This window comes from Sinomonas sp. ASV322, from assembly GCF_030908245.1.
Taxonomy (GTDB): Bacteria; Actinomycetota; Actinomycetes; order Actinomycetales; family Micrococcaceae; genus Sinomonas.
On the sequence record NZ_JAVFJJ010000004.1, the window covers coordinates 58,122 to 70,659 of the forward strand.

The 12,538-nt window shown below is 69.0% G+C and carries 13 protein-coding genes; all 13 read left to right on the plus strand.

All coding sequences use genetic code 11. The annotated features are described in order from the left end of the window. Positions 1–119 precede the first annotated feature (119 nt). The 13 genes from prfA (at position 120) to RBS12_RS06975 (ending at position 12,529) form a co-directional block, all read left to right on the plus strand. Positions 120–1,193, plus strand: a complete 1,074-nt coding sequence (gene prfA / locus RBS12_RS06915; RefSeq protein ID WP_307965341.1) for a peptide chain release factor 1 — start codon at positions 120–122, stop codon at positions 1,191–1,193. Continuing rightward, a complete protein-coding gene (prmC, locus tag RBS12_RS06920) occupies positions 1,190–2,134 on the plus strand; it encodes a peptide chain release factor N(5)-glutamine methyltransferase (protein ID WP_307965342.1) in 945 nt (314 codons plus the stop codon). The genes prfA and prmC overlap by 4 nt, the downstream gene beginning before the upstream one ends. Then, positions 2,131–2,931: an L-threonylcarbamoyladenylate synthase gene (locus tag RBS12_RS06925; RefSeq protein ID WP_307965343.1), complete on the plus strand. Its 801-nt coding sequence runs from the start codon at positions 2,131–2,133 to the stop codon at positions 2,929–2,931. The genes prmC and RBS12_RS06925 overlap by 4 nt, the downstream gene beginning before the upstream one ends. Continuing rightward, positions 2,924–4,810, plus strand: coding sequence for a glycosyltransferase (locus RBS12_RS06930; protein ID WP_307965344.1), 1,887 nt, complete (start codon positions 2,924–2,926; stop codon positions 4,808–4,810). The genes RBS12_RS06925 and RBS12_RS06930 overlap by 8 nt, the downstream gene beginning before the upstream one ends. A 3-nt stretch (positions 4,811–4,813) precedes the next feature. Next, entirely contained in the window at positions 4,814–6,319 is a 1,506-nt protein-coding gene (locus tag RBS12_RS06935) for an MraY family glycosyltransferase (protein ID WP_307965345.1), read from the plus strand. A 112-nt stretch (positions 6,320–6,431) separates the two neighbouring features. Further along, entirely contained in the window at positions 6,432–6,917 is a 486-nt protein-coding gene (locus tag RBS12_RS06940; protein WP_307965346.1) for a hypothetical protein, read from the plus strand. Next, positions 6,910–7,206: an AtpZ/AtpI family protein gene (locus RBS12_RS06945; RefSeq protein ID WP_307965347.1), complete on the plus strand. Its 297-nt coding sequence runs from the start codon at positions 6,910–6,912 to the stop codon at positions 7,204–7,206. The genes RBS12_RS06940 and RBS12_RS06945 overlap by 8 nt, the downstream gene beginning before the upstream one ends. Before the next feature lie 88 nt (positions 7,207–7,294). Beyond that, the gene (atpB, locus tag RBS12_RS06950) at positions 7,295–8,095 is read left to right on the plus strand and encodes a F0F1 ATP synthase subunit A (RefSeq protein WP_307965348.1); all 801 of its coding nucleotides are present in this window, start codon (positions 7,295–7,297) and stop codon (positions 8,093–8,095) included. A gap of 70 nt (positions 8,096–8,165) precedes the next feature. Continuing rightward, positions 8,166–8,384 (plus strand): ATP synthase F0 subunit C, encoded by a 219-nt coding sequence (gene atpE, locus RBS12_RS06955; protein WP_307965349.1) that lies wholly within the window; start codon positions 8,166–8,168, stop codon positions 8,382–8,384. 49 nt (positions 8,385–8,433) lie between these two features. Beyond that, positions 8,434–8,985 (plus strand): F0F1 ATP synthase subunit B, encoded by a 552-nt coding sequence (locus RBS12_RS06960; protein WP_307965652.1) that lies wholly within the window; start codon positions 8,434–8,436, stop codon positions 8,983–8,985. Continuing rightward, positions 8,985–9,809, plus strand: coding sequence for a F0F1 ATP synthase subunit delta (locus RBS12_RS06965; RefSeq protein ID WP_307965350.1), 825 nt, complete (start codon positions 8,985–8,987; stop codon positions 9,807–9,809). Before RBS12_RS06960 ends, RBS12_RS06965 begins: the two co-directional genes overlap by 1 nt. Before the next feature lie 99 nt (positions 9,810–9,908). After that, positions 9,909–11,546, plus strand: a complete 1,638-nt coding sequence (atpA, locus tag RBS12_RS06970; protein WP_307965351.1) for a F0F1 ATP synthase subunit alpha — start codon at positions 9,909–9,911, stop codon at positions 11,544–11,546. 92 nt (positions 11,547–11,638) lie between these two features. Beyond that, positions 11,639–12,529, plus strand: a complete 891-nt coding sequence (locus RBS12_RS06975) for a F0F1 ATP synthase subunit gamma (protein ID WP_307965352.1) — start codon at positions 11,639–11,641, stop codon at positions 12,527–12,529. Positions 12,530–12,538 lie beyond the last annotated feature (9 nt).

A 12,538-nucleotide genomic window follows, 5' to 3' on the forward strand; every position in this document is an offset into this window, starting at 1 on the left:
CGGCCGGCCCGGGCCTACCCCGGTGCCGGCCGCCGTCGTCGTCGTTGGGCGGGTCGCCGACCCCCCGCCGCCCTCACCGACCCGCCCGCCCACCCTCACCCCGCCAGAAAGGCCCCCACATGTTCGAGTCCGTGAAAGGACTTCTGGACGAGCACGCAGACCTGCAGAAGCAGCTGAGCGACCCCGCGGTCTACCAAGATCAGGCACTCGCCCGGAAACTCGGCCGCCGCTCCGCGCAGCTCAACGGCATCGTGGAGGCGCACACCCGCTGGAAGCAGCTCTCCGGCGACCTCGAGGCCGCACGGGAGATGGCGTCCGAGGATCCCGAGTTCGCCGCCGAGGTCCCCGAGCTCGAGGCCTCCCTCGCCGTCGCGCAGGAGAAGCTCCGCCGTCTCCTCATCCCGAGAGACCCCAACGACGCCCGCAACGTGATCCTCGAGGTCAAGGGCGGCGAAGGCGGCGACGAGGCCGCGCTGTTCGCAGCAGACCTCCTTCGCATGTACACGCGCTACGCCGAATCGAGGGGCTGGAAGTCCGAGATCCTGTCCTCGACCGAGTCGGACCTCGGCGGCTACAAGGACGTCCAGGTCGCGATCAAGGGCGCGTCGAACGATCCCGCGGAGGGCGTGTACGCGCACCTCAAGTACGAGGGCGGCGTGCATCGCGTCCAGCGCGTCCCCGTCACGGAGTCGCAGGGCCGCATCCACACGTCGGCCGCGGGCGTGCTCGTGTTCCCCGAGGTGGACGAGCCCGAGGAGATCGAGATCAACGCGAACGATCTCAAGATCGACGTGTACCGCTCGTCCGGACCCGGCGGGCAGTCCGTCAACACGACCGACTCGGCCGTCCGCATCACGCACCTCCCGACGGGCATCGTCGTGGCGATGCAGAACGAGAAGTCGCAGCTGCAGAACCGCGAGGCCGCGATGCGCGTGCTCCGCTCGCGGCTCCTCGCCCATCAGCAGGAGCAGATCGAGGCCGAGAACGCCGAGGCCCGCAAGTCGCAGGTCCGCACGATGGACCGCTCCGAGCGCATCCGCACCTACAACTACCCCGAGAACCGCATCGCCGACCACCGCACGGGCTACAAGGCCTACAACCTCGACGCGGTCATGGACGGCGACATCGGGCCGATCATCCAGTCGTGCATCGACATGGACGAGCAGCACCGCCTCGAGGCGCTCGGCGAGTGAGCGGATCCGCACCCCGCAGGCTCGGGGAGGACGGCCGGGACGAAGAGCTCGGCGCTGCGCTGCGGCGGGCGACGGCGATGCTCGCCGAGGCGGGCGTGCCGAGTCCGCGGGCGGACGCCGAGCTCCTCGCCGAGCACCTCCTCGGCTGCGGACTCGGGCGGCTCCGTGCCCTTGCCGTCATGGGCGCGCCCGTTCCGGACGGATTCTGGGACCTGGTCGCAGAGCGTGCGAAGCGGGTTCCGCTTCAGCACCTCACCGGGAAGGCGCCCTTCCGGCACCTCGTGTTGAGCGTCGGACCGGGCGTGTTCGTGCCCCGGCCCGAGACCGAGACGCTCGTATCGCTCGCGCTCGAGTGGATCGCCGCTCAGCCGGGCCTCGCGGGCACGGCCGGGAGCCCCGTCGTCGTCGATCTCGGCACCGGCTCGGGAGCCATCGCGGCGTCCATTGCCGCCGAATGCCCGACGGCGAGCGTGCACGCCGTCGAGCTGTCTGAGCTCGCGCATGCGTGGGCCGCGCGGAACGTCGCGCTGCCCGAGGTCGGTGGCCGTGTGCGGCTCGTGCTGGGCGACCTCCGCACGGCGCTGCCCGAGCTCGACGGCGCTGTGGACGTCGTCGTGAGCAATCCGCCGTATATTCCGGCCGGCATGGTCCCCCGCGAACCTGAAGCGGCGGAGCACGACCCCGAGCTGGCCCTCTACGGCGGGGGAGAAGAGGGTCTTGAGCTGCCGTTCGCGGCCATTTCGTCCGCGGCGAGGCTCCTGCGGCCCGGAGGCTTCTTCGCGATCGAGCACGCTGAGGTGCAGGCGAGCGTCCTCGCCGCACGTCTCAGGGCGGATCCACACTGGACGGACGTCGCGTCCCACCGGGACCTCAACGGGCTGCCGCGTGCGACGACGGCTGTCCGGAACGGCGTGCCGCGCGTGGAAGAATTGGGGCCGTGACGACCACGAGCTACAACTGCACTGATCGGGAACAGCGGGCCGAGGGGCTCGCTCACGCGCAGCGGGCCATCGCTGCCAAGCAGTGCGTGGTGATGCCGACGGACACCGTGTACGGCATCGCGGCCGACGCGTTCTCGGCCCAGGCCGTCGCGACCCTGCTCGCCGCCAAGGGGCGTGGCCGTTCGATGCCGCCGCCCGTCCTCATCCCGCGGCTGCAGACGATGGACGGCCTCGCGGCCGATGTCCCCGAGGCCGGCCGGCGGCTCGCCGAGAAATTCTGGCCGGGCCCTCTCACGCTCATCTTCCACGCCCAGCCTTCGCTCACGTGGGATCTCGGCGACACGTTCGGGACCGTCGCCCTGCGGATGCCCGACGACGAGCTCGCTGGCGCGCTCCTGACCATCACGGGTCCGCTCGCCGTTTCCTCGGCGAACCGTTCGGGCCAGCCCGCGGCCCAGACGGCGGATGACGCACGCGCGCAGCTTGCCGAGTCCGTCGAGGTATACCTCGACGACGGCTTCCGTCCCGCGAATGCCGAGACTGCGGCGGCCGGCGTTCCGTCGACGATTGTCGACTGCACGGGCGAGCGCCTGCGCGTCGTGCGCGAGGGCGGCGTGAGCGTCGAGGCGCTCCGAGACGTGGTTCCGGACATCCTCGGGCTCGGCGAGGCCGCGGAGCCCGCCCCTGATGCTGGTCAGGCCGAGGCGGCCGCGGGCGGTGCAGCCGAGCCCGCCGCTAGCGAGGGCGCAGCCGCTGCGGGGCCGGATGCAGCCCCCGTGGAGGAGCCGCGTGACTGAGCCGGGGACCGTGCCAGGCGCTCCGCGCGTGGTCGCCGTCGTCGTCAGCTACAACCGCCGGGAGCTCTTGGCCCGCTCGCTCGCGGCGCTCACCGAGGGGCTCCGCCTCCCGGACGCGCTCGTCGTCGTCGACAACGCCTCGACGGACGGATCGGCCGACTTCCTCGCGGGCCTCGACGTCCCGTTCGAGTACGAGCTCGTGCGCCTCGAACAGAACACGGGAGGGGCGGGTGGCTTCGCCGTCGGCATGGCCGCGGCACTCGCGCGGCACAGCCCGGATCTCATCTGGGTCATGGACGACGACACCGTTCCGCTCCGCGGAACGCTCGACGAGGCCGTCCGGCTGTGGGAGTCGTGCTCGGCGATCGACAGGCCGGCCTTCATCGCGAGCCGTGTCGTGTGGACGGACGGTCGCGACCATCCCATGAACACGATGCGGGACCGGTGGGGCGCCTCGTCGGAGGACGTGGCTTTCGCCCACGCGCGGCGTGCGCGCGTCGTCCGTTCGGCGTCCTTCGTCTCGCTCTTCGTCGACGCCGACACCGTCCGCGCGCTCGGCCTGCCGGTCGCGGACTTCTTCCTCTGGAATGACGACTTCGAGTTCACAGCGCGCCTCGCGCGCCGCCGCCTCGGGCTCGCGAGCCTCGACTCCGTTGTCGAGCACCACACGCGCCTCTACGACTCCAACACGGCCGACGTCGGCGATCGCTTCCGCTTCGAAGTCCGGAACAAGATGTGGACGTTCTTCCGCTCGCCCGCGCTCGCGCCCGTCGAGAAGGCGCTGTATGGGGCGTCGACGCTTCGCCGCTGGGGGGTCATGGTTCGCAGCAGCCCGAGGCCGCGCGTGGTCCTTCGCGCGGGCTTCGAAGGCCTGCTCGAAGGCCTGTCCCGCGGCCCGCGGCCGAACGAGGAGGTCCTCGCGCCGGTGGGCGGCGTCCCGGATGCTGCGCCGTCACGTCCGCAGGATGCTCCCCTCGCGAACGTGACGGCGCACGGCGAAGACGGCGGCTTTCCCGAGTTCTCGGTGCTCCTTCCCGTCTACGCGGGGGACTCGGCCGCGCGCGTGCGCCGCGCGATCGCGTCCGTGACCACGGATCAGACCGTGGCCCCCAGCCAGCTCGTGATCGTGCGGGACGGTCCGGTCGGCGAGGACATCGAGCGGCTCCTTGTCGAGGCGGAGCGCGACGGCTCCGTCCCGGCTGACGTCGTGCGGCTTCCCGCGGGCGTCGGGCTCGCCGAGGCGCTGGACGCAGGCCTCGAACGCTGCCGCCACGACGTCGTCGCGCGCATGGACGCGGACGACGTCGCCCTGCCTGCCCGCTTCGAGCGGCAGCTTGCGCTCCTCGGACAGGGCTACGACATCGTCGGCTCCGCCATCGCCGAGATCGGCGACGACGAGGCACGCCCGTTCGCGAGCCGGCCCGTCCCTGCCTCGCACCGGGAGATCATGGCGCAGCTCGATTTCCGGACGCCGTTCAACCACCCCAGCGTCATGTACCGCGCGTCGGCGGTGCGTGCCGCGGGGGGCTACCGGGGCGTGCCGGACATGGAGGACTACTGGCTGTGGGCGCGCATGCTCCACGGCGGGAGCCTCGGGGCGAACGTGCCCGACGTGCTCGTCCTCTATCGCGTGAACGACGGCGCCTACGTGCGCCGCGGGGGGAAGCGCATGCTCGTCGCCGAGCTACGCCTCCAGCGACGCATGCTCGGGGAACGGTACATCGGGCCCCTCGGATTCGCGCGGAACGTCCTTGTCCGCGGCCTCTACCGCCTCGTTCCCACCGGAGTGCGGCGCCGCGGCTACCGCACGGCGTTCACGGAACGGCCCGCCCCGGCAGAGCAGTCCGGCACGGCCGCGCCGGGGGAGGCCGCGGGCTGAGCCATGTTCATCTACGTCCTCGTGGCCATGCTGGCCGCCATCGTCACGTACGGCGCGACGGGCCTCGTGCGGGCCTTCGCCGTGCGGCTCGGCCTCGTGTCTCCCGTGCGCGAACGGGACGTCCACACGCGCTCGGTGCCGCGCCTCGGGGGTCTCGCGATGCTCGTGGGCTTCGCCGCCGCGTTCTGGGCGGCATCGCAGACCGTCTGGATCCGAACGATCTTCGAAACGCCTCAGACGTGGGCGGTGCTGGCGGGTGCCGCAGTCATCGTCGTCGTCGGCGTCATCGATGACATCGTGGACCTCAACAGCTGGGTCAAGCTCTTGGGCCAGCTCGTGGCAGCCGGGATCGTGGCCGTGTGGGGGCCGCGCGTGACGTTCCTGCCATTGGGCCTCCTCCAGGTCAACGACGTGTGGCTGCAGATCGGCCTCACGATGTTCCTCATCGTGCTCACGGTCAACGCGATCAACTTCGTCGACGGGCTTGACGGCCTCGCGGCCGGCGTCGCCGCGATCGGCGGCTTCGCGTTCTTCCTCACGGCGTACTGGGTGCATCGCAACGCGTTCCTGCCGGACTACACGGATCTCTCGACACTCCTCATGGCGCTGCTCGTCGGGATCTGCCTCGGCTTCCTCCCGCACAACGTGCACCCCGCGAGGATCTTCATGGGCGATTCCGGGTCGATGCTCCTCGGCCTCGTCATGGCGACGGGCGCCGTGGTCGCGACCGGCCAGATCGCCTCGGGGCTCTACGACAGGGCCGAGGGCATCCCGACGTTCGTGCCGGTCGTGCTGCCGATCGTCGTCATGCTCCTCCCGTTCCTCGACCTTGTCCTCGCCGTGCTCCGCCGCACGGCGAGCGGACGGTCGCCATTCTCGCCGGACCGCGAGCACGTTCACCACAAGCTTCTCGACCTCGGATACACGCACCGGCAGGCCGTCGCGGTCATGTACGTGTGGGCGGCCTTCGTCGCGTTCGGCGGCGTTGCCTACGCGTTCATCCCGTGGCTTCCGCTCACGATCGCCAACCTCATCGTCCTGCCGACCGTCGGCTTCATCACGATGCATCCGTGGGTCCGCGAGAAGGGCGTCACCGTGCGGCGCGAATGGCTGCGGACGAGCCCGTGGGTTCCGCGCTTCACGCTTCCGTTCGCGGGCTGTGTGGCGGCCGCGACGATCCTCGGCTTCACGGGGCTCGCGACCGGGGGAGTGCCGCTTCTCTACTCGACCTTCCTCGCGCTCGCAGTCGTCTCGGTGTGCGCGGGAACGGGCGTCGTGATCCTCCACATCGCCGCCCCGTCGCTTCCGTTCCGCCGCCGGACGCTCGTCGCGGACGTCCTCATGAAGCTTGCCGCCTCAGCGATCGTCCTCCTCGCGGTCGGCTCTCCGAGCTGGTCGGATCGGGGCTGGTACTGGTCCTCGCTCGCAGTGTGCGGCGTCGTGTGGATCGCGACGCAGGCAGCGGTCGTCATCCTGCAATGGCGCGCGCGGGTGGCGTCGGCGATATGACGACGGCGGGGGACCGCAAGTTCTATCTCATGTAGAATATTTCCTGCACCCCACCCACGCCGGCACCGCATCGACCTAGCCCTCGACGGAGGCCGCCGACGAACGGTACGAAATGAAGAGCAAGCCCGCACGCCTCGGCCGCCCGGCCGGCGCCGTCGGCTTCTCCTCGCTCTGGCTCCGCCTCGCCGTCCTGTGCACGGGAGCATCGGCCGCCGTCGCCGTCGTCCTCGCGGTTGCAGCGTGGCTCACCGCCAACGCGGCCGCCGCCGGAAGCGTCATATTCGCGGCCGTCGTCGTCATCTCCTTCTTCGCGATAAGCCTCCTCGTGGGCCATTTTGTGGGCCGCAGGAACCCGTCCGGGGCTATCGGGGCCTTCGCCGTCGTGTACCTCGTGAAGATCGTGGGCTTCGCGGCGCTCCTCATCTGGATCGGCACCCCGGTCTGGATCAATCCGCCGTGGTTCGGCGCGACGGGCATCGTCACCGTCGTCGTGTGGCAGGCAGTCGAGCTGTGGGGGTTCAGCAGAGTCCGTCTCCAGATCTTCGACGAGCCCGACGACGACGCCCCCTCCGGGCCATCCGGAGGCTCGCGTGACTGACCCGAACCAGCCCCCGCGCGAACCCCAGCGCGAGCCCGAAGGCGACGGCGGCTACAACGCCGGAATGGCCGTCTTCAGCTACATCATTGGCGGGATCATTGTCTGGAGTTTGATAGGGTGGGGGCTGGACACTCTCCTGAAAACGCACTGGATCGTGCTCGTTGGAGCCTTGCTGGGGATTGCCGGTGGCCTATACCTCGCCGGCAAGCATGGACTCTTCACGCAGCAAGGTCGTTCGGCGAAATCCAACCCTCCCGACAACGGGGTCGAGGGGAACGGAGACCACTGATGGAGAGACCGACAATTTCACACGTGGGGGTCGAAGCCACTCGCCCCGGCACCTGCCCGACGAAGGACACTGCAAGAGAGGAATCGCGTTGACCCCGCTCACGCTTCCGGCCGCCGACAACGGCGCATTCACCCCTCCCACCCTTGAAGAGCTCCACCTGCCGGCGATCCTGCCGTGGGGGGCGTCCGACGGCTTCAACAAGCAGATGCTGCTCGTCCTGCTTTCGGTCGTCTTCATTGCCTGGTTCTTCATCGCGGCGTCCCGCAGGCGGCAGCTCGTTCCGGGCAAGCTGCAGTTCCTCGGCGAGCAGCTCTACGGCTTCGTCCGCAACGGCATCGGCAAGGACGTCATCGGCGGCAAGGACTTCATGACCTTCGTGCCGCTCCTCTTCACGCTCTTCTTCTTCATCCTCGTCAACAACATCTACGGCGCGGTCCCGGTCTTCCAGCTGCCGACGATGTCCCACGTCGGCGGCGCATACTTCCTCGCGGGCCTTGTCTACGTCATCTGGATCGGCGTCGGCCTCAAGCGCTTCGGCTTCCGCTACCTCAAGCTCGCAACGGTCCCGTCCGGCGTGCCGTGGTACATCATGCCGATCGTCGTTCCGATCGAGATCATCTCGAACTTCATCGTCCGCCCGATGACGCACAGCCTCCGTCTTTTCGCGACGATGCTCGCGGGTCACCTCGTCGTCGCCCTCGCGGGCTCGGGCATCGCGTTCCTCATCACGCAGGAGAGCGTGCTGCTCAAGGGCATGAGCCTTCTCGTGCTCGTCGGCGCGATCGCGATGTACATGCTCGAGGCCCTCATCATGGTCCTTCAGGCCTACGTCTTCACGCTTCTCACAGCGATCTACATCCAGGGCGCGGTCGCGGCCGACGCCCACTGAGAATTCCCCCCGAGAGGGGGGTAGAACCAACCGCATCAACCTGCCTGCGGGCGATTGAAAGGAAAAATCAATGGAAGGCACGATCAACGGCAGCCTCAACCTCATCGGCTATGGCCTCTCGGCCATCGGCGGTGCCATCGGTGTTGGCCTCGTCTTCTCGGCCTACATCAACGGCGTGGCCCGTCAGCCGGAGGCGCAGCGTGTGCTGCAGCCGCTCGCGTTCCTCGGCCTTGCCCTGACCGAGGCGCTCGCGATCCTCGGCCTCGTGTTCGCCTTCGTCCTGAAGTAAACCAGGCCGAATCGCAGCAGTACCTACGTAGATAGGAGGGGTGGAGAACATGCATCAGCTCATGGTGCACGCTGCCACCGAGAGCGCGCCGAGCCCGCTTGCGCCGAACTGGTGGGAGTTGCTCGTCACCGCTATCGGCTTCGCGATCCTGCTCTTCATCGTGGTGAGGTTCGTCGTGCCGGCGTTCGAGAAGACCTTCGCCGAGCGCGCGGAGGCCATCGAGGGCGGCATTGCGAAGGCCGAGAAGGCCCAGGCTGAGGCTTCGGCTGCCCTCGAGGAGTACAAGCAGCAGCTTGTCGACGCCCGCGCGGAAGCGAACCGCATCCGCGAGGAGGCTCGCGCCGAGGGCGCCCAGATCCTCGCTGAGCTCAAGGAGAAGGCCGCGGCCGAGTCCGCTCGCATCACGGAGCAGGCCCACGCGCAGATCGAGGCTGAGCGCCAGCAGGCTCTCGCGTCGCTGCGCAGCGAGGTCGGCGCGATGGCGACGACCCTTGCCGGGCGTATCGTCGGCGAGTCCCTGGACGACGACGCGCGCTCTGCTCGCGTGGTCGACCGCTTCCTCGCGGAGCTGGAAACCCAGAACGCAGGTGCGGCGAAGTAATGGCAGGAGTATCGAGCGAATCGCTGGCGACCGCGCTGGCGGACCTGGAGACCAAGCTGCCAACAGCTTCGCTGTCGCTGGCGGATGAGCTCTTCGGAATTCTGCGGATCGTCGACTCATCGGCGGGTCTGCGCCGCGCGCTGACCGACCCGTCCCGCGAGGGTGCGGAGAAGTCCGCCCTCGTCGAGCGGCTTCTGGCCGGCAAGGTCTCGAGCGAAGCGGTCCAGATCGCGTCGCGACTGGCCTCGCTGCGCTGGGCTGATTCTCGCGACGTCAGCGATGCACTCGAGACCCTGGCAGCGACTGTGGCCATCGCCGTGGCCGAGCAGGGCAACGGCGAGGCCGCCGGGCTTGGTGGACTCGAAAGGCTTGAGAACGACCTGTTCGCGTTCAATCGCCGCGTCGAGGACAGCCACGAGCTTCAGGCAGCCCTGAGCGAGCCTCAGGCGACTTCGGACGCCAAGCGGGCGCTCGCCCTTCGGCTCGCCGCGGGCGCGTCCGACGAAGCTCTTCTGCTCATCGGTCAGGCTGCCGCGGCGCCGCGAGGCCTCAAGAGCACCGAGCTCGTGAAGCGCTTTGCGGCCCTCGCCGCGACGCGTCAGGCGCGCTGGATCGCCGAGGTCTCGGTGGCGCGGCCGCTCAGCGAGACCCAGCTCGACCGGCTTCAGGCGGGGCTCAACGGCCTGTATGGCCGCGAGCTCAAGATCACGACGACGGTCGACCCCCAGCTTATGGGCGGCGTCCGGGTTGCGGTCGGCGACGAGGTGCTCGATGCCTCGACCCTGGCCCGGCTTGCGGATCTGCGCCGTCAGCTAGCCGGCTAGGCCGGCCGGCGGCCCACAGCACACTTCGAACCAGACAATCCGGTCATCACAGCCACTGCACCGATGATGACCACGAGATGTAGAGAGCAGGGACTGCAGATGGCCGAACTGACCATCAACGCCGACGACGTCCGCGATGCGCTGAACGACTTCGCGGCGTCCTACGAACCCGGAACGGCTGACCGCGTTGAGGTCGGCCGCGTCGCACAGGCCGCCGACGGCATCGCCCGTGTCGAGGGCCTTCCCTCGGTCATGGCGAACGAGCTGCTTCGCTTCGAGAACGGCGTCCTGGGCCTCGCCCAGAACCTCGACGTCCGCGAGATCGGCGTGATCGTGCTCGGCGAGTTCGCCGGGATCGAAGAGGGCCAGGAAGTGCACCGCACCGGCCAGATCCTCTCGGTCCCCGTGGGCGACGCGTTCCTCGGCCGCGTCGTGGACCCGCTGGGCCAGCCGATCGACGACCTCGGCCCGATCGCAGCGGAGACCACGCGAGCGCTCGAGCTCCAGGCGCCGGGCGTGACGCAGCGCAAGTCGGTTCACGAGCCGATGCAGACGGGCCTCAAGGCCATTGACGCCATGATCCCGATCGGCCGCGGCCAGCGCCAGCTCATCATCGGCGACCGTCAGACCGGCAAGACCGCGATCGCCGTCGACACGATCATCAACCAGAAGGCCAACTGGGCTTCGGGCGATGTGACGAAGCAGGTCCGCTGCGTCTACGTGGCCATCGGCCAGAAGGCCTCGACGATCGCCGCCGTCCGTCAGACTCTCGAGGACCACGGTGCCCTCGAGTACACGACGATCGTCGCGTCCCCGGCGTCGGACCCGGCTGGCTTCAAGTACCTCGCTCCCTACGCCGGTTCGGCCATCGGCCAGCACTGGATGTACGGCGGCAAGCACGTCCTCATCATCTTCGATGACCTCTCGAAGCAGGCTGAGGCCTACCGTGCTGTGTCCCTCCTCCTCCGCCGTCCGCCGGGCCGCGAGGCCTACCCGGGCGACGTGTTCTACTTGCACTCGCGTCTCCTCGAGCGCTGCGCAAAGCTCTCCGACGAGCTCGGCGCGGGCTCGATGACGGGTCTGCCCATCATCGAGACCAAGGCGAACGACGTCTCGGCGTACATCCCGACGAACGTCATCTCGATCACGGACGGCCAGATCTTCCTCCAGTCCGACCTCTTCAACGCGAACCAGCGCCCTGCTGTCGACGTCGGCATCTCGGTCTCCCGCGTCGGCGGCGCGGCCCAGGTCAAGTCGATGAAGAAGGTTTCCGGCACGCTCAAGCTCGACCTTGCGCAGTACCGGGACATGCAGGCGTTCGCGATGTTCGCGTCGGACCTCGACGCGGCGTCCCGTCAGCAGCTCACCCGCGGCGCCCGCCTCATGGAGCTCCTCAAGCAGGGCCAGTACTCGCCGTTCCCGGTCGAGGACCAGGTCGTTTCGATCTGGGCCGGCACCAACGGGCACCTCGACGACGTCCCGGTCGAGGACGTGCGCCGCTTCGAGGCCGACTTCATCGAATACCTCAAGCACCGCACTTCGATCCTCACGACGCTGGCCCAGACCAGCCGTCTTGAGGATGACACGGTTGAGGCGCTCAAGTCCGCCATCAAGGACTTCAAGCAGGGCTTCTTCGGTGAGGGTGACAGCAAGCTCGTGGCCGCAGGCCGCGAGGAGCACGAGGCGCTTGCCGAGGGCGATGTCACCCAGGAACGGATCGTCAAGCAGACCCACTGATTCCATGCGGCGACCCCCGCTGGGGCCGCGGGACCGGAGAGCTTCTCCGGCCTGCGGCCCCGCGGGACCGCACTGGAGAGGAAAGGACAAGAATGGGTGCCCAGATCCGCGTCTACCGCCAGAAGATCGCCTCGACCTCGTCGATGCGCAAGATGTTCAAGGCGATGGAGCTGATTGCCACCTCCCGTATCGGCAAGGCGCGTGCTCGCCTGGCCGCCTCCCTGCCGTATGCGCGCGCGATCACCCGGGCCGTCTCTGCGGTGTCTTCAGCGCGCGAGCTGGACCACCCGCTGACCACCGAGCGCGAGAACGTCCGCCGCGCGGCGGTCCTGGTCCTGACGGCGGACCGCGGTCAGGCTGGGGCGTACTCGTCGAGTGTCATCAAGCAGGCCGAGGCGCTCACCGAGCTTCTCCGCGGCCAGGGCAAGGACGTGGCGACCTATCTCGTGGGCCGCAAGGGCCAGGCGTACTACGACTTCCGCAATCGGCCGTACACGCGCGTGTGGACCGGTCAGACCGACAACCCGGAGTTCGCGACCGCCCAGGAGATCCGCGAGGTGCTCCTCGAGGCGTTCGGCGCCGAGTTCGCCGACGGCGGCGTCGACGAGATCCACGTCGTCTACACGACTTTCAAGTCGATGGTCGTGCAGCAGCCGACGGTCATCCGCCTGCTTCCGCTCGAGGTGGTCGAGGAGAAAGCGGCCGAGGCCGATGAGATCCTGCCGCTCTACGAGTTCGAGCCGGAGCCCGAGCAGGTGCTCGACGCGCTTCTGCCGCGCTACATCGAGTCACGGATCTTCGCCGCCATGCTGCACTCGGCCGCGAGCGAGCTCGCTTCCCGGCAGCGGGCCATGAAGAACGCGGGCGACAACGCGACGGAGCTGATCAAGAAGTACACGCGACTGCGCAACACCGCCCGCCAGGCGGAGATCACGCAGGAGCTCACCGAGATCATCGCCGGCGCGGATGCGCTCAACGCCTAGGCAGCCCGC

Excerpts from the sequence above, each read along its gene's own strand:
- prfA (WP_307965341.1), top strand. The coding sequence starts at position 120 with ATGTTCGAGTCCGTGAAAGGACTTCTGGACGAGCACGCAGACCTGCAG.
- RBS12_RS06935 (WP_307965345.1), top strand. The coding sequence starts at position 4,814 with ATGTTCATCTACGTCCTCGTGGCCATGCTGGCCGCCATCGTCACGTAC.
- RBS12_RS06940 (WP_307965346.1), top strand. The coding sequence starts at position 6,432 with ATGAAGAGCAAGCCCGCACGCCTCGGCCGCCCGGCCGGCGCCGTCGGC.
- atpE (WP_307965349.1), top strand. The coding sequence starts at position 8,166 with ATGGAAGGCACGATCAACGGCAGCCTCAACCTCATCGGCTATGGCCTC.
- RBS12_RS06960 (WP_307965652.1), top strand. The coding sequence starts at position 8,434 with ATGCATCAGCTCATGGTGCACGCTGCCACCGAGAGCGCGCCGAGCCCG.
- RBS12_RS06965 (WP_307965350.1), top strand. The coding sequence starts at position 8,985 with ATGGCAGGAGTATCGAGCGAATCGCTGGCGACCGCGCTGGCGGACCTG.
- atpA (WP_307965351.1), top strand. The coding sequence starts at position 9,909 with ATGGCCGAACTGACCATCAACGCCGACGACGTCCGCGATGCGCTGAAC.
- RBS12_RS06975 (WP_307965352.1), top strand. The coding sequence starts at position 11,639 with ATGGGTGCCCAGATCCGCGTCTACCGCCAGAAGATCGCCTCGACCTCG.